At 67.1% G+C, this 23,918-nt stretch carries 17 protein-coding genes; 9 read left to right on the forward strand and 8 right to left on the reverse strand.

Features of this window, described 5'->3' with window-relative positions:
- Positions 1–5: 5 nt before the first annotated feature.
- Complete coding sequence (narL, locus tag PKB_RS04840) at positions 6–659, reverse strand: two-component system response regulator NarL (protein ID WP_422613525.1); 654 nt, start codon at positions 657–659, stop codon at positions 6–8.
- Positions 656–2,509 (reverse strand): histidine kinase, encoded by a 1,854-nt coding sequence (locus PKB_RS04845; protein WP_043249489.1) that lies wholly within the window; start codon positions 2,507–2,509, stop codon positions 656–658. Before PKB_RS04845 ends, narL begins: the two co-directional genes overlap by 4 nt.
- 174 nt (positions 2,510–2,683) lie before the next feature.
- On the opposite strand from PKB_RS04845, the gene PKB_RS04850 reads away from it, so the two are divergent.
- The 9 genes from PKB_RS04850 to PKB_RS04890 all read left to right on the forward strand — a co-directional run bounded on the left by PKB_RS04850 (position 2,684) and on the right by PKB_RS04890 (position 15,318).
- The gene (locus tag PKB_RS04850; protein WP_043249491.1) at positions 2,684–3,973 is read left to right on the forward strand and encodes a nitrate/nitrite transporter; all 1,290 of its coding nucleotides are present in this window, start codon (positions 2,684–2,686) and stop codon (positions 3,971–3,973) included.
- Between the two features lie 12 nt (positions 3,974–3,985).
- A complete protein-coding gene (locus tag PKB_RS04855; protein WP_052355180.1) occupies positions 3,986–5,392 on the forward strand; it encodes a NarK family nitrate/nitrite MFS transporter in 1,407 nt (468 codons plus the stop codon).
- A 62-nt stretch (positions 5,393–5,454) separates the two neighbouring features.
- On the forward strand, positions 5,455–9,234 hold the full coding sequence (locus PKB_RS04860; protein ID WP_043249492.1) for a nitrate reductase subunit alpha: 3,780 nt from the start codon (positions 5,455–5,457) through the stop codon (positions 9,232–9,234).
- Between the two features lie 11 nt (positions 9,235–9,245).
- Positions 9,246–10,781, forward strand: coding sequence for a nitrate reductase subunit beta (gene narH / locus PKB_RS04865; RefSeq protein ID WP_043249493.1), 1,536 nt, complete (start codon positions 9,246–9,248; stop codon positions 10,779–10,781).
- A 5-nt stretch (positions 10,782–10,786) separates the two neighbouring features.
- On the forward strand, positions 10,787–11,515 hold the full coding sequence (narJ, locus tag PKB_RS04870; protein ID WP_043249494.1) for a nitrate reductase molybdenum cofactor assembly chaperone: 729 nt from the start codon (positions 10,787–10,789) through the stop codon (positions 11,513–11,515).
- 2 nt (positions 11,516–11,517) lie between these two features.
- Positions 11,518–12,204 (forward strand): respiratory nitrate reductase subunit gamma, encoded by a 687-nt coding sequence (gene narI, locus PKB_RS04875; RefSeq protein ID WP_043249495.1) that lies wholly within the window; start codon positions 11,518–11,520, stop codon positions 12,202–12,204.
- Between the two features lie 59 nt (positions 12,205–12,263).
- Complete coding sequence (locus tag PKB_RS04880; RefSeq protein WP_043249496.1) at positions 12,264–13,082, forward strand: peptidylprolyl isomerase; 819 nt, start codon at positions 12,264–12,266, stop codon at positions 13,080–13,082.
- A 2-nt stretch (positions 13,083–13,084) separates the two neighbouring features.
- Entirely contained in the window at positions 13,085–14,074 is a 990-nt protein-coding gene (moaA, locus tag PKB_RS04885) for a GTP 3',8-cyclase MoaA (RefSeq protein WP_043249497.1), read from the forward strand.
- 467 nt (positions 14,075–14,541) lie between these two features.
- Positions 14,542–15,318: an ABC transporter substrate-binding protein gene (locus PKB_RS04890; RefSeq protein ID WP_043249498.1), complete on the forward strand. Its 777-nt coding sequence runs from the start codon at positions 14,542–14,544 to the stop codon at positions 15,316–15,318.
- A gap of 684 nt (positions 15,319–16,002) precedes the next feature.
- Here the strand turns inward: PKB_RS04890 and PKB_RS04895 are convergent.
- From PKB_RS04895 to PKB_RS04920, 6 genes are all read right to left on the reverse strand, one after another.
- Positions 16,003–16,626 (reverse strand): helix-turn-helix transcriptional regulator, encoded by a 624-nt coding sequence (locus tag PKB_RS04895; protein WP_043249499.1) that lies wholly within the window; start codon positions 16,624–16,626, stop codon positions 16,003–16,005.
- A gap of 74 nt (positions 16,627–16,700) precedes the next feature.
- Complete coding sequence (locus PKB_RS04900; RefSeq protein WP_043249500.1) at positions 16,701–17,828, reverse strand: NAD(P)/FAD-dependent oxidoreductase; 1,128 nt, start codon at positions 17,826–17,828, stop codon at positions 16,701–16,703.
- 18 nt (positions 17,829–17,846) lie between these two features.
- Positions 17,847–18,797 carry an ornithine cyclodeaminase family protein gene (locus tag PKB_RS04905; protein WP_043249501.1) on the reverse strand — a complete coding sequence of 317 codons (951 nt, stop codon included), beginning with the start codon at positions 18,795–18,797 and terminating at the stop codon, positions 17,847–17,849.
- Positions 18,798–18,972: 175 nt separating this feature from the next.
- On the reverse strand, positions 18,973–20,931 hold the full coding sequence (locus PKB_RS04910) for a methyl-accepting chemotaxis protein (RefSeq protein ID WP_043249502.1): 1,959 nt from the start codon (positions 20,929–20,931) through the stop codon (positions 18,973–18,975).
- Positions 20,932–21,288: 357 nt separating this feature from the next.
- Positions 21,289–22,812: an ATP-dependent RNA helicase RhlB gene (gene rhlB, locus PKB_RS04915; RefSeq protein ID WP_043249503.1), complete on the reverse strand. Its 1,524-nt coding sequence runs from the start codon at positions 22,810–22,812 to the stop codon at positions 21,289–21,291.
- A gap of 93 nt (positions 22,813–22,905) precedes the next feature.
- The gene (locus PKB_RS04920) at positions 22,906–23,844 is read right to left on the reverse strand and encodes a GGDEF domain-containing protein (protein ID WP_043249504.1); all 939 of its coding nucleotides are present in this window, start codon (positions 23,842–23,844) and stop codon (positions 22,906–22,908) included.
- Positions 23,845–23,918: the final 74 nt, after the last annotated feature.

Consider the following 23,918-nt stretch of genomic DNA (forward strand, 5'->3'; position numbering starts at 1 on the left):
AGCCCTCAGACCAATTGATTTTCCACCGCCCACACGGCGGCCTCGACCCGCGAGCGCATGCCCAGCTTGTGCAGCACGCGCTTGACGTGGACCTTCACCGTGCCCTCGGTGATGTCCAGCTTGCGCGCGATCATCTTGTTGCTGTAGCCCTGGGCCAGCTGGCGCAGGATCTGCCGCTCGCGTTCGGTCAGTTCGTCGATCCGCCTTGGCTGGTCGCCGCCGCGCAGTGCCTGGGCCAGCACCTGGGCCAGTTGCGGGCTGACGCTGAGCTGCCCGGTGGCGGCCTGGCGGATGTGTTCGAGCAGGCGTTCGGGTTCCATGTCCTTGAGCAGGTAGCCGTCGGCGCCGGCGCGCAGCACGCTCAGCACGTCGCCGCGATCGTCGGAGACGGTGAACACGACGATGCGCGCATCCACGCCGCGCTCGCGCAATGCGCGGAGGGTCTGCAGGCCGTTCATGCCCTTCATGTTGAGGTCGAGCAGGATCATGTCCGGGTCCAGCTCGGCGGACAGCCGCAGCGCCTCTTCGCCGTCGCCGGCCTCGCCGACCACGCAGAGGTCGTCCTCGAACTCCAGCAACTGGGTCACGCCGCGGCGCATCATCGGGTGATCGTCGACCAGCAGGATGCGGGCTTGCTCGGCGGGGCTGCTGGGCATCATGGCGTGGGCTCCTGGGATGGCGAGTCGGAAAGGGGATGTGGACGAAACTGCAGGCTCACCCGGGTGCCGCGCGGCGAGCGAGAGGCGATCTCGAAGCGGGCGCCGAGGGTCTGGCTGCGTTCGCGCATGATGCTAAGGCCGTAATGGCCTCCTCGGCTCTGCGCTGGATCAAGACCGACGCCGTCGTCCTCGATGCAGACCTCCACCAGACCCGCGCCGATTTCCTCCAGGGCGACCCGCGCCCGCCCGGCCCGTGCGTGTCGCAGCACGTTGGAGAGCGCCTCGCGGACGATCTGCAGAATGTGGATTTCCTCGTTGGGGTCGAGCGGCACGTGGGCCAGGCGATTGTCCAGTTCGATGGCCAGCCCGCCGCGCTCGGCGAACTCCTCCACCGTCTTCGCCAGGGCGGCTTCCAGGCTGGCCTGCTCCAGGCTCAGGCGGAAGGTGGTGAGCAGCTCGCGCAGCTGGCGGTAGGCGGCGTTGAGCCCTTCGCGCAGTTCGTCCAGGGTCGCGTCGATCTTCTCCGCCGGCGCGTCGCGCTTGAGCTGCGTGCCCAGCCGGCTGACCTGGATCTTCAGGTACGACAGCGCCTGCGCCAGTGAGTCGTGCAGTTCGCGGGCGATGGTACCGCGCTCGGCGAACAGCGCCAGGCGGCTCTCCTGTTCGCGCTGCAGCGGCAGGGCGAAGCTGCGCGCGAGGGTGTCGCAGAAGGCCTCGACGAACTGCCGCTGCCAGGGGGCCGGATGGCTGTCGGGCAGCTCGACGAAGAGCTCGCCGAAATGGTGTCCGCCGCTGGCCAGCGGCAGCCGCAACATCGCGCCCGGACTTTCGCCGCAGGCCTGGCTGCGACACTCGGCGCAGGCCCCCGGTTGGCAGAAGGCCGGCGGCGTCGTGCCGGTGGTCAGCGAGCGATAGGCGCGCTCGGCACCGTCCTTGTTCAGGCACAGGGTCACCCGTCCGGCCTGGAGCACCTGTTCCAGCTGGTCGAGCAGCGGATGCAGGCTGCGCGGCTCGTACGGGTCCTGGCCGAGCCGGCGGGCGCAGGCATAAAGCAGTTCGAGGCGCTGGTGGCTGTGGGAGAGGGCGCGGGTCTTGTCCGCCACCCGCGCCTCCAGGTCGCCGTACATGCCTTGCAGTTCCTCGGCCATGCGGTTGAAGCGTTCCCCCAGCTGGCTCAGTTCGTCCTCGCCGCTGTAGCCGACCCGCGCATCCAGCTCGCCGCGTCCCAGGCGGCGGGCGATGCCAGTGAGCTCGCGCAGCGGGCCGACCACGTGGTAGCTGAGGTCGTAGAGCGTGACGAAGACCAGCAGCAGGCTGAGGAACAGGCACAGGCCCTGCACCGTGCTGAGCATCTGCGAGCGCTGTTCGGCGTTGTGCTGCAGGGTGCCGACGAAGGCATCGATATGGCCGACGAAGGCGTCGAGGGTATCCAGCACCGGCGTTCCGGTACCGTCCAGGCTGGCCAGCTCCCGGCGCAGCTGGGCATGTTGCCGGCGCAGCGGGTCATCCGCTCCCGTGCGTTGCAGCAGGTGGCCGACTTCGCTGCTTTCCAGGCGCGCAGCCAGGGTCCGGTGCAGTGCCTGGCGGCCGCTTTCGCTCGGCTCCAGGGCCAGGCGATAGGTGAGCATGCGCAGCGAGCCGGCCTGGTTGATCACCGCGGCGTCCTGGTGGGCGTAGTCGGCGAACAGCAGGGCGCTGAACATGCCGATCAGCGCCAGCGACACCAGCAGCGTGAGGTAGCAGCCAAAGCGCAGGACGATGGACTGGCGCAGCGTCTGGCGTTTTGGCGCGTCACTACCTCCAAAGATCCGCTCCTGCGCGAGAGTGTCCGAAGCTTGGCTTGGAATCATTTAAAAAGTCTTTATTAACAATGGTTTGCGTGTTTTTCGGGTGAATACCTCGATGGAGGTACCGGCGACCATCAGCGCATGAACGCGCCTTCGGCTCATTGATCGCGGTCAAGAGAGCGGAGGCTGACGCTTCCTAAGGTGCGGCCAACGGCTTTGGGCAAAGGAGCGTCGGCCATGGCTTCCCATCGACAGAAACAGTTCAGCGTGCTCGGCATGAGCACCCTGGCATTCGCCATGAACTTCGCGGTGTGGACGATGTTTTCCATCATCGGCATCCGCATCAAGGAGGAGCTGGGGCTGTCCGAGGCGCAGTTCGGTTTCCTGGTCGCCCTGCCGATCCTCACCGGCTCCCTCGCGCGCCTGCCGCTGGGCCTGCTGACCGACCGCTTCGGTGGGCGCCGCGTGTTCTTCGTCCACATGCTGCTGGTGGCCATCCCGATCTACGGCCTGGCCTTCGCCAGCCAGTACTGGCACTACCTGGCGCTGGGCCTGTTCGTCGGCCTGGCCGGCGGCTCCTTCGCCGTGGGCATCGCCTACACCTCGGCCTGGTTCGAAAAGGCGCGGCAGGGCACCGCCATGGGCATCTTCGGTGCCGGCAACGCCGGCGCGGCGATCACCAACCTGGTGGCGCCGCTGATCGTGGTCGGCTTCGGCTGGCGCATGGTGCCGCAGGTCTACTCGCTGGCCATGCTGGCGATGGCGCTGCTGTTCTGGTGCTGCACCTGGAACGATCCGGCCCACGCCGACGCGGCGGGGCAGGTCCGGCGCAGCCTGAAGCAACAGCTGGCGCCGCTGGGCGAGCTGCGCGTGTGGCGCTTCGGCCTGTACTACTTCTTTGTCTTCGGCGGCTTCGTCGCCCTGGCCCTGTGGCTGCCCAGGTACTACATCGCCGAGTACGGCCTGGACCTGAAGACCGCGTCCTTCATCACCATGCTCTTCACCCTGCCGTCAGGGCTGGTACGCGCCCTCGGCGGCTGGTTCAGCGACAGCTACGGCGCCCGCGCGGTGAACTGGGGCGTGTTCTGGGTGTGCCTGGTCTGCCTGTTCTTCCTCTCCTACCCGCAGACGACCATGACCATCCACGGCATCCGTGGCGACCTGAGCCTCGGCATCGGCCTGAACGTCTGGCTCTTCACCTTCCTGGTGTTCGTCGTCGGCATCGCCCAGGGCTTCGGCAAGGCCAGCGTGTACCGGATCATCCACGACTACTACCCGCAGAACATGGGCACCGTCGGCGGCATGGTCGGGGTCATCGGCGGCCTGGGCGGCTTCTGCCTGCCGATCCTCTTCGGCTACGCCGCCGACCGCGTCGGCGTGCGCTCCTCCTGTTTCATGCTGCTGTTCGGCCTGACCGTGATCTGCATGGTCTGGATGCACTACGCGATCAAGCAGCAGCGGCGTCTCGACGGCCGGGCCCGGGTGGCCGACGTCGACGCCGTGTCCGTCGTTTCCAGCCAACCCTGAGGGACTGCCGCCATGGGCATGATCGCCGATTCCCAACTCAAGGCCGCGCGCGGCCCCCTGCTGCTCGACTGGCGTCCGGAGGACCCCGAGTTCTGGGCGCGCAGCGGCAAGCGCATCGCCGCGCGCAACCTGTGGATATCCATTCCCGCGCTGCTCCTGGCCTTCGCCGTGTGGATGATCTGGAGCACGGTGACCGTGCGCCTGAACGCCGCCGGCTTCGCCTTCAGCAACGACCAGTTGTTCCTGCTCGCGGCGCTGCCGTCGATCTCCGGCGCCACGCTGCGGGTGTTCTATTCGTTCATGGTGCCGATCGTCGGCGGCCGCCGCTGGACCGCGCTGTCCACCGCCTCGCTGCTGATCCCCTGCCTCTGGCTGGGCTTCGCCGTGCAGGATGCGCAGACGCCGTACTGGGTGTTCGCCTGCATCGCCCTGCTGTGTGGCTTCGGCGGCGGCAACTTCGCCTCCAGCATGGCCAACATCAGCTTCTTCTATCCCAAGAGCCAGCAGGGCACGGCCCTCGGGCTGAACGCCGGGCTGGGCAACCTGGGCGTCTCGGTGATGCAGTTCGCCGTGCCGCTCGCGGTCACCGCCGGCCTGTTCGGCACCTTCGGCGGCGAGCCGCAGGCGCTCTCCGACGGTGGTCGCCTGTGGCTGCAGAACGCCGGCTGGATCTGGGTGCCCTTCATCGCTGTGGTCGCCATTGCCGCCTGGTTCGGCATGCACGACATCGCCGACGCGCGGGCCTCGTTCCGCGAGCAGTCGGTGATCTTCAAGCGCCAGCACAACTGGCTGATGTGCTGGCTCTACGTGGCCACCTTCGGCTCCTTCATCGGCTTCTCGGCCGGCTTCGCCATGCTCAGCAAGACCCAGTTCCCCGACATCAACCCGCTGCAGTACGCCTTCCTCGGCCCGCTGGTCGGCGCCCTGAGCCGGCCGTTGGGCGGCTGGCTGGCGGACAAGTTCGGCGGTGCGCGCATCACCCTGTGGAACTACCTGGCGATGATCGCCGGCGTGTTCGCGGTGATCGCCTTCCTGCCGGGTGCCGAGGGGGCGGGCAGCTTCTTCGGCTTCCTCGGCGCCTTCATCGCCCTGTTCTTCTTCGCCGGCATCGGCAATGGCTCCACCTTCCGCATGATCCCGGTGATCTTCCGCAACGAGTGGGCCGCACGCCTGCGCCGTGGCGCCGCCAGCGAGGCCCAGGCGGCCAAGGGCGCGAGCATGGAGTCGGCGGCGGTGATCGGCTTCTCCGCTGCGGTCGGCGCCTTCGGCGGCTTCTTCATTCCCAAGGCGTTCGGCACCTCGCTGGCCATGACCGGCAGTGCCGAGGGCGCCCTCTATGTATTCGTCGCGTACTACGTCAGCTGCATTGCCGTGACCTGGTGGTTCTACGCGCGCAAGGGTGCCCGGAACCCCTGCTGAGCCTCGTTCCAAGAGCCTGATTAGCGTTTGACGCCCGGCGCAGACCGGGTGAGGAGATATAGATGAGTTACCTGCTCGATCGCCTGCAGTTCTTCAAGAAGAAGCAGGGCGAGTTCGCCGACGGCCATGGCGAGGTCAGCAACGAGAGCCGCGCCTGGGAGAACGGCTACCGGCAGCGCTGGCAGCACGACAAGATCGTGCGCTCCACCCATGGGGTGAACTGCACGGGCTCCTGCTCGTGGAAGATCTACGTGAAGAACGGCCTGATCACCTGGGAGACCCAGCAGACCGACTACCCGCGCACCCGCCCGGACCTGCCCAACCACGAACCGCGCGGCTGCCCGCGCGGGGCCAGCTACTCCTGGTACATCTACAGCGCCAACCGCCTCAAGTACCCGAAGGTGCGCAAGCCGCTGCTCAAGCTGTGGCGCGAGGCACGCGCCGAGCATGGCGACCCGGTGAATGCCTGGGCGAGCATCGTCGAGGACGCCGCCAAGGCCAGGAGCTACAAGAGCGAGCGCGGCCTGGGCGGCTTCGTGCGGTCCAGCTGGGACGAGGTCACCGAGATCATCGCCGCGGCCAACGTCTACACGGCGAAGACCTACGGCCCGGACCGGGTCATCGGCTTTTCGCCGATCCCGGCCATGTCCATGGTCAGCTACGCCGCCGGCGCCCGTTACCTGTCGCTGATCGGCGGCGTGTGCCTGTCCTTCTACGACTGGTATTGCGACCTACCTCCCGCATCGCCCCAAGTGTGGGGCGAGCAGACCGACGTGCCGGAGTCGGCCGACTGGTACAACTCCAGCTACATCATCGCCTGGGGCTCCAACGTCCCGCAGACCCGCACCCCGGATGCGCACTTCTTTACCGAGGTCCGCTACAAGGGCACCAAGACCGTGGCCGTCACCCCGGACTACGCCGAGGTGGCCAAGCTCACCGACCTCTGGCTCAACCCCAAGCAGGGCACCGACGCCGCGCTGGGCATGGCCTTCGGGCATGTCATCCTGCGCGAATTCCATCTCGACCAGCCGCGTGCCTACTTCGTCGACTACTGCCGCCAGTACACCGACATGCCGATGCTGGTGCTGCTGGAACCGCACGCCGAGGGCGCCTACAAGCCGACCCGTTACCTGCGCGCGGCGGACCTGGCGAACAACCTCGGCCAGGACAACAACCCCGAATGGAAGACCATCGCCCTGGACGAAACCAGCGGCGAGCTGGTCTCGCCCACCGGCGCCATCGGTTACCGCTGGGGCGAGTCGGGCAAATGGAACATCGAGGAGAAGGAAGGCGGTGCCCAGCGCGACACGCGCCTGGCGCTGACCCTGATCGACGGCCCGGAAAAGGCCTGCGACGTGGCCTTCCCCTACTTCGCCGGGCAGGAGCACCCGCACTTCCCGGGCGTGGTCAACGACGAGGTGCTGCTGCGCCGCGTGCCCTTCCGTGAGTTCACCGGGGGCGACGGCAAGGTGCTGCGCGTGGCCACCGTCTACGACCTGCAGATGGCCAACTACAGCCTTGACCGCGGCCTGGGCGGCGCCAATGTGGCCCTTGGTTTCGACGATGCCGACACGCCCTACACCCCGGCCTGGCAGGAGCGCATCACCGGCGTGCCGGCGGCGCGCGCCATCCAGGTGGCCCGCGAGTTCGCCGACAGCGCGGCCAAGACCCACGGCAAGGCCATGGTGATCATCGGCGCGGCGATGAACCACTGGTACCACATGGACATGAACTACCGCGCGGTCATCAACATGCTGATGATGTGCGGCTGCATCGGCCAGAGCGGCGGCGGCTGGGCGCACTACGTCGGCCAGGAGAAACTGCGCCCGCAGACCGGCTGGGTGCCGCTGGCCTTCGGCACCGACTGGAGCCGTCCGCCGCGGCAGATGAACGGCACCAGCTTCTTCTACCTGCACAGCTCGCAGTGGCGGCACGAAAAGCTGTCGATGCACGAAGTGCTCTCGCCGCTGGCCGACAGCCAGGCATTCCCCGAACACGCACTGGACTACAACATCCGCGCCGAGCGCATGGGCTGGCTGCCGTCGGCGCCGCAGCTCGACCGCAACCCGCTGCGCATCGCCGCCGCCGCCGAGAAGGCCGGGCTGCCGATGCAGGACTACGTGGTGCGCGAGCTCAAGGCCGGCAACCTGCGCTTCGCCAGCGAATCGCCGGACAACCCGCAGAACTTCCCGCGCAACCTGTTCGTCTGGCGTTCCAACCTGCTGGGCAGCTCGGGCAAGGGCCACGAGTACATGCTCAAGTACCTGCTCGGCGCGAAGAACGGCGTGATGAACGACGACCTCGGCAAGGCCGGCGGCCCGCGTCCGACCGAGGCGGACTGGGTGGAGCAGGGCGCCGAGGGCAAGCTCGACCTGGTCACCACCCTGGACTTCCGCATGTCGTCCACCTGCATGTACTCGGACATCGTCCTGCCTACCGCCACCTGGTACGAGAAGGACGACCTCAACACCTCCGACATGCACCCCTTCATCCACCCGCTGTCGGCCGCCACCGACCCGGCGTGGGAGGCGAAGAGCGACTGGGAGATCTACAAGGCCATCGCGAAGAAGTTCTCCGAAGTCGCCGTCGGCCACCTGGGCGTGGAGCAGGACCTGGTGACGGTGCCGCTGCTGCACGATACCGCGAACGAACTGGCGCAACCCTTCGGCGGCAGCGACTGGAAGAAGGGCGAGTGCGAGCCCATGCCGGGCAAGACGATGCCGACGCTGCATGTGGTCGAGCGCGACTATCCGAACACCTACAGAAAGTTCACCTCCCTCGGCCCGTTGCTGGACAAGCTCGGCAATGGCGGCAAGGGCATCGGCTGGAACACCGAGAAGGAAGTGAAGCTGCTCGGCGAGCTCAATCACCGCGTCACCGAACCGGGCATCAGCGAAGGCCGCCCGCGCATCGAAAGCGCCATCGACGCTGCCGAGGTCATCCTCGCCCTGGCCCCGGAAACCAACGGCCAGGTCGCGGTGAAGGCCTGGGACGCGCTGGCGAAGATCACCGGCCGCGAGCACGCGCACCTGGCGCTGCCCAAGGAGGAGGAGAAGATCCGCTTCCGCGACGTCCAGGCGCAGCCGCGCAAGATCATCTCCAGCCCCACCTGGTCGGGCCTGGAAGACGAGCACGTCAGCTACAACGCCTGCTACACGAACGTCCACGAGATGATCCCGTGGCGCACCCTGACCGGCCGCCAGCAGTTCTACCAGGACCACCCCTGGATGCAGGCCTTCGGCGAGGGCTTCGTCAGCTACCGGCCGCCGGTGAACACCCGCAGCACCGACAAGCTGTTCGGCAAGAAGCCCAACGGCAACCCGGAAATCACCCTGAACTGGATCACCCCGCACCAGAAGTGGGGCATCCACTCCACCTACAGCGACAACCTGCTGATGCTCACCCTGTCGCGCGGCGGGCCGATCATCTGGCTCAGCGAGCATGACGCCAAACGCGCCGGGATCGAGGACAACGACTGGGTCGAGGTCTTCAACGCCAACGGCGCCGCCACCTGCCGCGCGGTGGTCAGCCAGCGGGTGAAGGACGGCATGGTGCTCATGTACCACGCCCAGGAACGCATCGTGAACGTGCCCGGCAGCGAGACTACCGGCACCCGCGGCGGCCACCACAACTCGGTGACCCGCGTGGTGCTCAAACCCACCCACATGATCGGCGGCTACGCCCAGCAAGCCTGGGGCTTCAACTACTACGGCACGGTCGGCTGCAACCGCGACGAGTTCGTGGTGGTGCGCAAGATGAACAAGGTCGACTGGCTCGACGAGCCGCAGCACGGCGGCCTGGGCGGCGCCCCCCTGCCGCAGCCGCTGCCCCGGGACATTTGAGGAGAGACGCCATGAAAATTCGTTCGCAAGTCGGCATGGTGCTGAACCTCGACAAATGCATCGGCTGCCACACCTGCTCGATCACCTGCAATAACGTCTGGACCAGCCGCGAAGGCATGGAATACGCCTGGTTCAACAACGTCGAGACCAAGCCCGGCATCGGCTACCCGAAGGAGTGGGAGAACCAGGAGACGTGGAAGGGCGGCTGGGTGCGCAACGCCGACGGTTCGATCGTCCCGCGCATCGGCGGCAAGTTCCGCGTGCTGGCGAACCTCTTCGCCAACCCGGACCTGCCGGAGATCGACGACTACTACGAGCCCTTCGACTTCGACTACCAGCACCTGCACACCGCGCCCAAGGCGCAGCACCAGCCGGTGGCGCGGCCGCGTTCGCTGATCAGTGGCCAGCGCATGCAGAAGATCGAGTGGGGGCCGAACTGGGAAGAAATCCTCGGCACCGAGTTCGCCAAGCGGCGCAAGGACAAGAACTTCGACCAGGTGCAGGCGGACATCTACGGCGAGTACGAAAACACTTTCATGATGTACCTGCCGCGCCTGTGCGAGCACTGCCTGAACCCGGCGTGCGTGGCCTCGTGCCCGAGCGGCGCGATCTACAAGCGCGAGGAGGACGGCATCGTCCTGATCGACCAGGACAAGTGCCGCGGCTGGCGCATGTGCATCAGCGGCTGCCCGTACAAGAAGATCTACTTCAACTGGAAGAGCGGCAAATCCGAGAAGTGCATCTTCTGCTATCCGCGCATCGAGGCCGGCCAGCCGACCGTGTGCTCGGAAACCTGCGTGGGCCGCATCCGCTACCTCGGCATGCTGCTGTATGACGCCGACCGCATCCATGAAGTGGCCAGCTGCGCCGACGAGCGGGAGCTGTACCGCAAGCAGCTGGAAATCTTCCTCGACCCGTTCGACCCGAAGGTGATCGAGCAGGCGCGCAAGGATGGCGTGCCGGACAGCGTCATCGAGTCCGCGCAGAAGTCGCCGGTGTACAAGCTGGCGATGGACTGGAAGCTGGCGCTGCCGCTGCACCCGGAATACCGCACGCTGCCGATGGTCTGGTACGTGCCGCCGCTGTCGCCGATCCAGAACGCCGCCGCCGAAGGCCACATCGGCAACGACGGGGTGATCCCCGACGTCGATTCCCTGCGCATCCCCGTGCAGTACCTGGCCAACCTGCTGACCGCCGGCGACACCGAGCCGGTGCTGCTGGCGCTCAAGCGCCTGCTGGCGATGCGCGCCTACAAGCGTGCCGAGCACGTGGAAGGCAAGCAGGACCTGGAGGTGCTGAAGCAGGTCGGCCTGTCGGTGGCGCAGGTGGAGGAGATGTACCGCTACCTGGCCATCGCCAACTACGAGGACCGCTTCGTCATCCCCACCGCGCACCGCGAGGAAGCGCTGTCGGATGCCTTCGCCGAACGCTCCGGCTGCGGTTTCAGCTTCGGCAACGGCTGTTCGGGCAACTCCGGGGTGAACCTGTTCGGCGGCAAGCCGGTGGACCAACGGAACGTCATCCAGACCGTGCAGATTCAGGAGTGAACGCCATGCATAGCCCATTGCTGAAGCTCAGTGCACTGCTGCTGGACTACCCGCGCAGCGAACTGCGCGAGGAAAGCCTGGCGCTGCACGCGCTGATCCGCACCCTGGACCTCCCCGAAGCGCAGCGCGACGGTCTCGCCACGCTGCTCGGCGAACTCTGCCAGGGCGACCTGCTGGACGTGCAGGCCCGCTACGACGGTCTGTTCGAACGCGGCCGCTCGGTCTCGCTGCTGCTCTTCGAGCACGTCCACGGCGAGTCCCGCGACCGTGGCCAGGCGATGGTCGACCTGCTGGACCGCTATACCCGTGCGGGCCTGGCCATCGACGTCAACGAGCTGCCGGACTACCTGCCGCTGTACCTGGAGTTCCTCGCCCTGCAGGACGCCGATGCGGCGCGCGCGGGCCTCGCCGAGGTGGCGCACATCCTCGCCCTGCTGGCGGCGCGCCTGGACGAACGGGGCAGCGCCTACGCGGCGATCTTCCACGCGCTGCTGGAGCTGTCCGGCGAGCGCCCGGACCTGTCCCTCCTTCAGCGCGACCGCGAGCAGGAGGCCCGCGACGACAGCCTGGAAGCCCTGGACAAGGCCTGGGAGGAGACCCCGGTGAGCTTCACCGAGCCCGCCGCCGGTTGCCCCTCCTCCAGCGTGCGGCGGCCGTCCGCCGCCCTCGAACAACCCCTGCAATGGGTCGCCCAGCCGGTGCCGCCGCGCCGGGCGGCCGGCCAAGGAGCCTGATCATGTCGTTCAACACCCTCGTCTTCGGGGTCTACCCCTATGTCGCGCTGCTGGTCTGCCTGGTGGGCAGCTGGGCGCGCTTCGACCTCGCGCAATACACCTGGAAGGCCGGCTCCAGCCAGATGCTGAGCAAGAAGGGCATGCGCGTGTACAGCAACCTGTTCCACATCGGCGTGCTGTTCATCCTCGCCGGCCACTTCGTCGGGCTGCTGACCCCGCACGCGGTCTACGAGCATGTGATCAGCACCGAGCACAAGCAGCTGCTGGCGATGGTTTCCGGTGGCTTCTTCGGCCTGCTCTGCTTCATCGGCCTGACCGGGCTGATCCTCCGTCGCCTGACCGATGCCCGCGTGCGCGCCACCGGCAACGCCTCGGACCTGATGATCCTGCTGGTGCTCTACGCGCAATTGATCCTCGGCCTGTCCACCATCGTCGCCTCCACCCACCACCTCGACGGTTCGGTGATGGTCCTGCTGGCCGACTGGGCGCAGTCCATCGTCACCCTGCAGCCGCTGGCGGCGGCCGAAGCCATCGCGCCGGTGTCGCTGGTCTACAAGCTGCACGTGGGCCTGGGCCTGACCCTGTTCGTGCTGTTCCCCTTCACCCGACTGGTGCACATCGTCAGCGCCCCGGTGTGGTACTTCGGGCGGCGCTACCAGGTGGTCCGCCAGAAGCGCCGCGTCGCGTGATCCATTACCCGCAGGCTGGATGACCGTTCGCGGTCATCCGCCGCCAGGAGGTCTTCCCGATGAGTTGCTCCCACTACGAACAGCGGGTCGAGCATGTCGACCTGCCGAAGCTCGCGGTCAACGGCGTCGCCATCGCCGCGGACGAACTGGCCCGTGAGCTGCAATACCATCCCGCCGCCAGCCAGGGCGAAGCGTTGCACGCCGCCTGCCGGGCGCTGGTGGTGCGCCAGCTGCTCTTGCAACGCGCTTCGGCGCTGGCGATCAGTGCCGAAGCGGAGCAGGGCGAGGCCGCCGAAGAGGCCCGCATCCGTACCCTGATCGAGCGCGAAGTCGAGGTGCCGGAGGCGGACGAAGCCAGCTGCCGGCAGTGGTACGCCGCCAACCCGGCGCGTCTTGCGAGCCCGTGGCGCATGCGTCTGCGCCACGTCCTGCTGGCCTGCGCGCCGGACGACCTGGACGGCCGCGCAAAAGCGCGCGAACAGGCCGAGGCGCTGCTCGCCGAACTGCGCGAACACCCCGAGCGCTTCGCCGAGAAGGCCATGCGCTTCTCCGCCTGCCCGTCGAAGGACGACGGTGGCGAACTGGGCTGGATCGAGCCGGGCCAGACCGTCCCCGAGTTCGAGAGGCGCTTGTTGCGCGAGGCGCCGGGCCTGCTGGTCCATCCGCTGGAAAGCCGCTACGGTCTGCATGTGGTGGAACTGCTGGCCCGCGAGGGCGGGGAGCCGCTGGACTTTGCCGAGGCCCACCCGCGCATCGCCGCCTACCTGCGCGCCCAGGTGCTGCAGCGCGCGGTGAGCCAGTACATCGCGGTGCTGGCCAGCGAGGCGCGGATCGAGGGCTTCGCCTTCGCGGCGGCGGACTCGCCGCTGGTGCAATGACCATGGCCGAATGGATCGATGGCCAGGGGCGCCGGATCGACTACCTGCGCCTTTCGCTGACCGACCGCTGCGACTTCCGCTGCGTCTACTGCATGGCCGAGGACGTGCGCTTCCTGCCGCGCCAGCAGGTGCTGACCCTCGAAGAGATCGAGCGCGTGGCCAGGCTGTTCGTCGAAGGCGGGGTACGCAAGCTGCGCCTCACCGGCGGCGAGCCGCTGGTGCGGCCGGGCATCGTCGGCCTCTGCGAGCGCCTCGCCGCGCTGCCGGGCCTGCGCGAGTTGTGCATGACCAGCAACGGCTCGCAACTGGCCCGCTATGCGCGCGACCTGCATGCGGCAGGCCTGTCGCGCTTAAACATCAGCCTGGACACCCTGGACCCGAAGCGCTTCCAGGCCATCACCCGCACCGGCCGTCTTGAGCAGGTGCTGGCCGGCATCGCGGCGGCGCAGGCGGCGGGCTTCGAGCGCATCAAGCTGAACTGCGTGGTGATGAAGGGGCGCAATACCGACGAGGTCCAGGGGCTGGTCGATTTCGCCATCGCCAATGCGCTGGACATCAGCTTCATCGAGGAAATGCCCCTTGGCGTGGTCGGTGGCGAGCGCAGGGAGCGCTTCTGCTCCAGCGACGAGGTGCGCGCGCTGATCGCCGAGCGCCACGAGCTGCTGGACAGTGCCGAGCACAGTGGGGGCCCGGCACGCTACGTGCGACTGGCCGGCCATCCCGCTACGCGGATCGGCTTCATCTCGCCGCATTCCCACAACTTCTGCGCCACCTGCAATCGCCTGCGCCTGACCGCCGAGGGACGCCTGCTGCTGTGCCTGGGCCAGGAACACTCGCTGGACCTGCGCGGCCTGCTGCGCCGCCATCCGCTGCACGACGAGCCCCTCCGCGCGGCCGTCCTTGGGGCCCTGCAGCGCAAGCCGGCGGGGCACGAGTTCGGCGTCGATGACGGCGTGCAGGTGCTGCGCTTCATGAATCTCAGCGGCGGCTGAGCACTCTGCGCGGCGAGCCCGCCGCGTATTCCCCGGAAAGGAGAAGGCCCCGGCGACATGAGCGATTCGCCGGGGCTCGGCGCATCCTGCGCCGCCAATACCGTTGATGGAAGAAAGATATGGAAGAAAGATCGATGAGGCCGCGAACCCTCCCTATGGCTGTCGTTGCTGGGCAGCCTACGGCTCCGTAGCCATCGTCGGCATCCCTCGCAGGAGATAGTCCGGGGTAGGCAAAGGGGATGCGCCGCGCGGTCGCGGGGCCATTGACGAGTTGTACTTTTTAGTCCAGATTGGATTTTAAGTTTACGGCGCCTTCCACGTAGACGAAGAACAACAAGACAGTCGCCTGGGTTAGAGCAAGGCAATGCTGCAGCGGCGCGGTGCGTCGCGTTCCCCGGACGAGGTTTTCACTGCCAGACGGACGCCGGCTTGCCCGACGTCGCCGAACCACGCCACGGAGTTCAACGATGAGTCAGAAATCCCTGTTGGGCGGCCTGCTGCTCGCCCTGCTGGCCAGCACCGCCCACGCCGACCAGGCCCCCCTGCGCATTGGTATCGAGGCGGCCTATCCGCCCTTCGCCTTCAAGACCCCCGACGGCGGCATCGCCGGCTTCGACTACGACATCGGCAACGCCCTGTGCGCGCAGATGCAGCGCAAGTGCCAGTGGGTGGAGCAGGAGTACGACGGCCTGATCCCCTCGCTGAAGGTGCGCAAGATCGACGCCGCGCTGTCCTCGATCACCATCACCGAGGAGCGCAAGCACTCGGTCGACTTCACCCACAAGTACTACTTCAGCCCGGGCCGCCTGGTAATGAAGGAAGGCAGCCAGCTGGACGACCAGTTCAGCCAGCTCAAGGGCAAGAACATCGGCGTGCAGCGCGGCTCCACCGCCGACAACTTCGCCACCACCGTGCTGGCCAAGTCCGGCGCCAACGTGGTGCGCTACACCAGCCAGGACGAGATCTACCTCGACCTGCTCGCCGGCCGCCTGGACGGCACCTTCGCCGACGCCATCCCGCTGCAGATCGGCTTCCTCGACACCCCGCGCGGCAAGGGCTACGCCTTCATCGGCCCGGAGTTCAAGGACCCGAAATTCTTCGGCGAGGGCGCCGGCATCGCGGTGCGCAAGGGCAACACCGAGCTGGTCAACCAGCTCAACAGCGCCATCGACGCCCTGCGCGCCAACGGCAAGTACAAGGAAATCGAAGGCAAGTACTTCAAGAACGACATCTACGGCGACTGATTTCCGCGCCGATGAAACAGGCCGCCTTCGGGCGGCCTTTTTCGTTGTGGCGAGAAAGGGGCCTTTGTAGGAGCGGACCTCACCTTTCCGTCATCCCCGCGAACGCGGGGACCCAGATAACCATTCGCAGTTATACGCCTCTGCCGCACGAAACGGCGGATAACCCCCTTGGGGTTATTCGCCCTACTGGCTCGGCATTTGTGCCGTGCAGTTCGCGAGCAAGCTCGCTCCTACGAAAAGCGCATACGCGCTTCGCTCTTGGGACTTCCAGAGAAATGTCCGCGCACTCCGGACTGCCCCTTACAGAAGGCCGAGCTAAGCCCATGCAGAGGAGGTCATGCGACATGGATGTCGCAAGAGCCGTCGTGAGTACAGGGATGTGCGCTCGCGGGGGGACGCCTAGTCCGGGCCTCCGGGTGCGTGGGAATGTGCGAGGGAAGTCCGGCTTGCCGGACCCGTATGTCGGGGCAAGACTTTTTGGTTCCTTTTGTGGCGTTTGACAAAAGGGACTCGCCGAGAGGCGAAACAAGAAATCTCAGAACACGCCGAAGCGGCGCAGTAACTCCCAAGCCAACCGAGCTTCTGGATCCCCGCGTTCGCGGGGACGACGGGGGTAAGGATCGGAGCTAGGTCAGGTTCGCGAGCAAGCTCGCTCCTACAGAAGCGGCGAGCAAAGGGCTGCTGTCAGGCCTCTTCCTTCAATTCCTTGAGGTGCTTGTACACGGTCGCGCGGCCCATGTTCAGGACGTTGGCCACGTAGTTGGCAGCGCTCTTGCCCTTGAAGGCGCCCTCGGCGTGCAGGGCCAGGACCAGTTCGCGCTTGTGCTCGCGGGTCAGGGTGTTCAGGGCCAGCTGGCGCTGGCGCAGCCAGCCGTGCAGGAAGGTGTTGATGCGCTCCTGCCAGTCGTCGCGGAACAGCGCGTCCGGCTGCGGAATGACCTTGCTCGAGGAGAGGAACAGGTCCAGCGCCGCCTTGGCGGTCTCGAACAGGGTGATGTTGAGGTTGATGCAGAGCACGGCGATGGGCTTGCCCTTGGCGTCGTGCAGCACCGTGCTCATCGAGCGGATCTTCTGCCCGTCCCAGTTGAGCTTCTCGTAGGGCCCGATGTTGCGCTCTTCCTCGCCGCCTTCGAGCATGTCTTCCAGCGCCGAGTCGTCGCCGATCTCGCGCTTGGAGAGGTTGTTGGCGATGTAGGCCACGCGCTGGCTGCCCAGGTCGTGGATGACCACCTCGGCGTGGGGGAAGAACAGCGTGGCGATGGCGTCGGCGATCGCCTTGTAGTTGTCGAGCGGGTCTGCGGCGGTCATGGACGAGGTTCTCGCGGCGAAGGGCCGGGCGGGCGCAGGCGAGTGTGCCGCATGCGCCGCCCGGCTGTCACGGTTCAGCGGGGCAGGCGCGCCGGCGACAGCATGGCCTCGCTCAGACCGTTGCGCACCAGGTGCTCGGGCAACGCCTCGCCACGGATCAGTGCGGCGCTGGCCGCGCCCATTGCCGCCGAAGTCTGGATACCGTAGCCGCCCTGGCCGGCGACCCAGTAGAAGCCGGGCGTCTGCGGGTCGTAGCCGGAGACCAGGTCGCCATCGGCGAAGAACGAGCGCAGGCCGGCCCAGGTGTGGCTCGGGCGGCGGATGCTCAGGGTGGTGTGCTCCTCGATCTGGTAGATGCCCATGGCGATGTCCAGCTCTTCGGGTTGCACGTCGTGCGCATCCACCGGGTCGGCATTGCACGGCGAGCCGAGCAGCGCGCCGGCGTCGGGCTTGCAGTAGAAGGATTCGTCGAGGCTGACCAGCATCGGCCAGCGATGGGTGTCCAGGCCTTCGGGAGCTGCGAAGAGGAAGGCCGCTCGGCGCTTGGGCTGCAGGCCCAGGGGCGCGACCCCGGCGAGTTCGGCGAGCTTGTCGCACCAGCCGCCGGCGGCATTCACCAGCACCTTCGCGCGGAAAGTCTGCTGTGTGGTGCGCACTTCCCATTGGCCGTCGATGCGGGCGACCGCCAGCACTTCGCTGTCGAAGTGGATGCTACCGCCGCTGCGGCGGATGCCGCGCAGGTAGCCTTGCAGCAGGCCGTCGGTATCGATGTCGGCGGCGGTCGGGTCGAGCATCGCGCCATGGACCTTCTCGCGACGCAGCACCGGGATGATCGCGCAGGCTTCGTCGACGCTGAGCATCTGCATTTCCGGCACGCTGGCGCGGGCGCTGTCGAATTGCCGTTGCAGCTCCTCGGGATTGCCCTCGAAATCCACGGTCATCTCGCCGCGCGGGGTGAGGATCGGGTGTTCGGCGAAGCCCTCGGGCGGGCTGTCGAAGAAGGCCCGGCTGGCGGCGGTCAGCGCGCGCACCTGGGGCCTGCCGTAGGCCACCGTGTAGAGCGCCGCCGAGCGGCCGGTGGAGTGGTAGCCGGCGTGGGATTCGCGTTCGAGCACGGCAACCTTGCCGTGGGGCGCGAGGAAGTAGCCGGTGGATGCGCCGGCGATGCCGGCGCCGACGATGAGGTAATCGACTTCGATCATGGCGTGCTCCCGTGCGGGTCAGGCGTCGTGCTGGGAAAGATGGTAGAGCGCGTTGGCCAGGGCGACGTCTTCCAGGCCCAGGCCGATGGAGCGGAAGAACGCGTGGCGCTGGTAGTCCGGGCGCGCGGCGGCGCCGCTGAGCAGTTCCGGCAGGTCGCCGCGAATACGGGTGGCGTCCCAGCCGTGCTGTTCGCTGGCCAGGCGCATCTCGCCGGCGGCGGCCGGGGTGGTGGCGCGGTAGTCGCAGTAAACGTCCATGCCCGGGAGCGACGCCGGCGGCACTTCATGGGCGCGGGCGACGTTGGTGCTGATCGAGGTGATCAGTGCCGGCTTGCTCAGGCTGGTCGGGTCGAGCACTGGGGTGCCGGAGGAGGTGCAGAGCAGGACGACGTCGGCATCGGCTACCGCTTCGGCGACGCTGGCGGCGGATTCGGCCCGGGTGTCGATGGCGCGGAAGGCGGCCAGCTTGTCGGCGTCCAGCTGCGGCGAATGCACGCGGATGGACTGCCAGTCACGCAGGTCGGCGACGTAGCGCAGGTGTGCTTGCGCAACCGGGCCGCTGCCGATGATCGCCAGGCGCGAGGCATCGCTCTTGGCCAGGGCCTCGACGGCCACGGCGGTGGTGGCGGCGGTGCGCGCAGTGGTCAGGCTACCTGCGTCGCACAGCAGCAGCGGCTGGCCGGTCTGCATGGACATCAGCAGGCTCCAGGCGGTGACCAGCGATTTCGGCTGGCGAACGATGTACGGCGAAGTCTTTACGCCGTACACGCCCTGGCTGGCGAGTACGCCCAGGTAATTGATGAAGTCGCCGCCGCCACCGGGGAATTCCACCAGTTGCTGGGGCGGCTGAACCGCCTGGCCGGCGGCCAGCTCGCGGAACATGTCGCGCATGGCCTGGCGCACATCGACGCGGGCGAGCAGGCGCTCGGCGTCGGCCTGGTTGAGGATTCGGGGCGAGGTGGCGGACATGGCAGGGCTCCGGAATGGATTAATTTGTCCATTCTGGACTCTGTTGTATCTATCGGCAAGCGCGGTTGGTCAGACGGCTTTTATGTAGGAGCGAGGGGGACGCCTAGTTCTTGCTCGCGAACGAGTCCGCTGCGGGCTTTGTTCGCGAGCAAGCTCGCTCCTACGAAGAACGACCCTAGAGCTTGAACTGCGCCACCAACGCTTCCTGGCTGCCGGCCACGCGGCGCAGGTGCTCGCCGCAATCGCGGGTGTGCGCGGCGGTCTTGCGGTTTTCCGCGGTCATGTCGCTCAGGCGGTGCATGTGCTGGTTGACCTCCTGGGTGGTGCTGGCCTGCTGTTCGGCCGCCGCGGCGATCTGGAAGGCCATGGCGTGCACGCCTTGCAGCGACTGGTCGAGGGCGCCGAGGGATTCGAGCACCGCCTGGGTGTCGTGCTCCAGCGTGCGAGCTTGGTCGCTGGCGCCCTGCATGCTGCTCTGTGCCTCGTCGGACGACTCGCCGAGGGTGCCGACGATGGCGACGATCTCGTCGGTCGCGCTGCGGGTGCGCATGGCCAGGCTGCGCACCTCGTCGGCGACCACCGCGAAACCGCGACCTTGTTCGCCGGCGCGTGCGGCCTCGATGGCGGCGTTGAGGGCGAGCAGGTTGGTCTGTTCGGCGATGGCGCGGATCACCTCCAGCACCGAGTTGATCTGCTGGCTGTCGCCGGCCAGGGCGTGCACCACCTGGTCCGCGCGGCGCAGGCTGGCGAGCAGCTGGTCCTGGCGACCGATCATGCGTTGCAGGGTGTCCTGCATGGTGCCGAACGCGGTGCGCGCGGCGGCGCTGCCGTCGGCGCTCTGGCTGGCGCTGGAGGCGATCTCCTGGACGGTGGCGGCCATCTGGTCGACAGCGCTGACGACCATCTCCAGGGCTTCCTGCTGCTGGTCGAGGTGGCTGCTGGTCTGCCCGGCGGCATTGAGGATGTCGCCACTGGCGTCGCCTACCGCCTGGCTGGCCTGGCGCAGGCGCTCGATCACCTGGCGCCAGGCGCCGGCCATTTCGTGCAGGGCCTGCATCAGGCCGCTGTTGCCGTCGCCGTCGCTGGGCAGGCTGAGTTCGCCGCTGGCCAGGCGCTGGGCGAGGGCGGCCATGCTCTTCGGTTCGCCACCGAGCGGGCGCATCACGCTGCGGCTGACCAGCCAGGTGCCGACGGCGACGCCGGCCAGGGTCAGCAGGCCGAGCAGGAGCATCTGCCACATCAGCTTGCGCACCGGGGCGAAGGCTTGGTCCTGGTCCATCTCCGCCACCATCGCCCAGCGCAGGCCGTCGAGGTTCAGCGGGACGAAGGCCTTGAGCGCGGTCTGGCCGCTCAGGCCGGCTTCGGTCGCGCGGCCCTGCTCGCCGCCCAGGGCGCGCTCGGCGGCGTGCCCCGGCAGTGCCAGGGGCTTTTCGCCGGTGCGGGGCACGTGGTGGTCGGTGAAGCGGACCGAGTCCGAGCGCAGGCCGCCGTCGGTGCCCACCAGGTAGGTCTCGCCGGCTTCGCCCAGGCCCTGGCGGCTCTGCATGACGCGGTTGAGCTCGCTCAGCGGCAGTTCCAGGACCAGCAGCAGCTGCAGCTTGTCGTTGCTCATCACCGGCGCGGCCAGCCATTGCACCGGTTCCTTGTCGTCGAGGCCCGGCTCCAGGTCGCTGATCTGCGCCTTCTTGCTGTCCAGCGCGGTGCGCACGAAGTGGCCGAAGGGCGTGTCGCGCCAGTTCAGGGTGTTCATGTTCTGCTGGTAGTCGGCGCCGCGGTTGAGGCTGAACACCACGGTGCCGTCGCTCGCCACCAGGCGCAGTTCGCGGTAGCCGAAGGTCTTGCTGAAGTTCTCGAAGATCGGCTTGTCGTAGTTGGCCGAGGTGACCAGGGCCTCGTTGTCCAGCCCGGCGTAGTTGGAGCTGAGGTTGCTGGCCAGGCTGGCGAGCTGGTTGTGGCGGGACTGCCAGCTGTCCATCAGTTGCCGCTGTTTGATGCTGGCGACGGCTTCCAGGGCGTTCAGGCTCTGTTCCTCGAGCGCCTGGCTGGCTTGGCGGTAGACCACGACGGCCATGACCAGGACCGGGATCAGGCCGATCAGCAGAAAACTCAAGGCAAGCTTGGCGCGCAACGACATGTCTGGGATCCCTGTAGGTCGATTCTTGTTGGGTAATTCGTCAAATATTCTGCAAGAAGCGTGCGAATTCCTTTACGTGCGTCAATAAAAATGAGCAAACCGTTCGCTTATCTGTTCACTTTCCCTGGCGAAGTCGCGAATTCGCTGGGCTGCACGGGAAAGCGCCATGAGCATGGCGGGCGGCCGGGGGCAGCAGGAAGGGTCGCCGGTGGATTGGCGTTTGCACCATGGAAGTGCGCCGCGGAGCGTCACCGAGCATCGAGTGTGCAGAGGGGCGTCACTGGGCGTAACGCTTGCGGGCCCGCAAACAAAAAAGGCGAAGCCTCGGGGCTTCGCCTTTCTTCATCACCGATGGTTTCAGTGGTGCTTGCGCGGTACCGGCTTGAGCAGCTCGGTGGGCGGCATCTCGCAATTGATCTTGCGGCCGAGCAGCTCTTCGATCGGCGGCAGGGCGAAGGCGTCGTCCTCGCCGGCGAAGCTGATCGAGGTGCCGGTGCTGCCGGCGCGGCCGGTACGGCCGATGCGGTGCACGTAGTCGTCCGGATCTTCCGGCAGGGTGAAGTTGATCACGTGGCTGATGCCGTCGACGTGGATGCCGCGGCCGGCGACGTCGGTGGCGACCAGGACGCGGATCTTGCCCTCGCGGAAGCCTTCCAGGACCTTGATGCGCTTGTGCTGCGGCACGTCGCCGGACATCTGGGCGGCGCTGATGCCGTCCTTGGTCAGCCGTTCCTCGATGCGACGGACTTCGTCCTTGCGGTTGGCGAAGACCATCACGCGGGTCCAGTCGTTCTGCGCGATCAGGTTGTACAGCAGCTTGTACTTGTCGCTGCCGGCGACGGCGTAGACGTGCTGCTCGACGGTGTCGCTGGCGACGTTCTCCGGTTCGATCTCGACGATCGCCGGGTCGACGGTCCACTGCTTGGCCAGATTCATCACGTCATCGGTGAAGGTGGCCGAGAACAGCAGGGTCTGGCGCTCGCCCTTGAACGGGGTCTGGCGGATGATCTGGCGGACCTGCGGGATGAAGCCCATGTCGAGCATGCGGTCGGCTTCGTCCAGCACCATCACCTCGACCATGTCCAGGTGCACCTCGCCGCGCTGGTTGAAGTCCAGCAGGCGGCCGGGGGTGGCCACGAGGATGTCGCAGAAGCGCGATTCGAGGGTCTTGAGCTGTTTGTCGAAGTCCATGCCACCGACGAAGCTCATGACGTTCAGGCCGGTGTACTTGGCCAGGCCTACCGCGTCCTTGGCGATCTGCACCACCAGCTCGCGGGTCGGCGCGATGATCAGCGCGCGCGGCTCGCCCATGTAGCGCTCTTTCGGCGGCGGGGTCTGCAGCAGCTGGGTGATGATCGAGATGAGGAACGCGGCGGTCTTGCCGGTGCCGGTCTGGGCGCGGCCGATGGCGTCCTGGCCCTTGAGGGTGAAGCCCAGCACCTGCGCCTGGATCGGCGTGCAGTAGGGGAAGCCCAGGTCGTGGATGGCGTGCATCAGACGCGGGTCGAGGTTGAAGTCGTGGAAGCGGGTCTTGCCTTCGGCCGGCTCGACTACGAAATCTTCCAGCTTCCAGTTATCCACCACCGGGGCCTTGGGCTTGCGCTCGCGGCGCGGCTTTTCGGTTTTCTCGACCTTTTCGGTCTTTTCGCGCGGCTTGTCGGCTTGCTCGGCCTTGTTCTGGCGTTCGCCACGCGGCTTGTCGGATTTCGGGGCTCGCGGCGCCTTCTCGGTACGTTCGCCTTCGGGGCGGGGAGCGCGGGGTTTGCGCGGACGCTGTTCGGCGTCCTGACTGGCAGCGGCGGGGGCTGCGGCGGGGGTTGGCGTGGCGGCGGGCTGCTCGCCCTCGCCCTTGCCGAAGATTTTCTTGAGTGCTTTGAGCACGGTGATCTCGTGGTGGTTAAGGAATGAACGGCCGCCAGTGTAAAGCAAGTTGCCAGCCGGACGAAATCTGCGTAGGCCCGGCGCGTGCCGGGATCAGCCGCAGAGGCGGTTGCGGCCGCGCTGTTTGGCCTGGTAGAGGGCGCCATCGGCGCGCAGCAGGAGGTTCGGCAGGCTTTCCTGGTTGCGCATCTGCGCAAGGCCCAGGGAGACAGTGACGCCAGGCTGCACGCCGAGCGGGGAATAGAAGGAGCCGATCTGTTCCAGGCTCAGCCGCAGGCGCTCGCCGATACGCCGCGCTTCGTCGCTGGCGACTTCCGGGAGGAGGATGACGAATTCCTCGCCGCCGAAGCGCGCCATGCTGTCCTTGGGCCGCAACTGGCCACGCAGGGTGTGCGCGACCAGGCACAGCGCATAGTCGCCGGCCAGGTGGCCGTGGCGGTCGTTGTAGTCCTTGAAGTGGTCGACATCGAGCATCAGCAGCGACAGCGGTTGCTCGTTGAACGCGCAGCGGGTGCTCTCGCGGTCGAAGACGTGCTCCAGCCAGCGTCGGTTGAACAGCCCGGTGAGGGTGTCGATGTTGGCGTTCTGCTCGGTGTTGAGGATGATCCGGTTGCCTTCGCGAACCCGCTCGCAAAGCATCGCCAGCAGGTTCTGCATGAGCTCCGGGGATCGCTGGAACAGGCTCAGCAGGGCTTCGCGGTGCAGGCGCAGGACGGTGGTCGGCTCGGTCGCCACCACATAGGCCGAAGGATGATCGTGGTCGATGAAACTGATCTCGCCGGCGCACTCGCCGACCTCGAGGGTCGATACCGGGGAATTGTCGAGGGAGCCGAGGTACACCTTCAGCTGCCCGCTCATGACCATATAGAGGTAGTTGTTGCGGTTGAAGGGCGACAGCAGCACTTCGCCCTGCTCGAGTTCGCAGGCGCGAAAGTCCTTCAGCAGGCACTGCAGGCTGGCGCCGGCGACGTTCTGGAACAGACGAAGCTGACGCAGCTGCTGGATGTCTTGCTGCCAGGCCACCGCTTTCATGGCTGGCGCGGGAAGATGAGCGTTCCGGGACAATGCACGACGACGACTCTCCGTAGTCCGTGGGCATATCGGGA

This window comes from Pseudomonas knackmussii B13 (genome assembly GCF_000689415.1).
GTDB classification, from domain to species: Bacteria; Pseudomonadota; Gammaproteobacteria; order Pseudomonadales; family Pseudomonadaceae; genus Pseudomonas; species Pseudomonas knackmussii.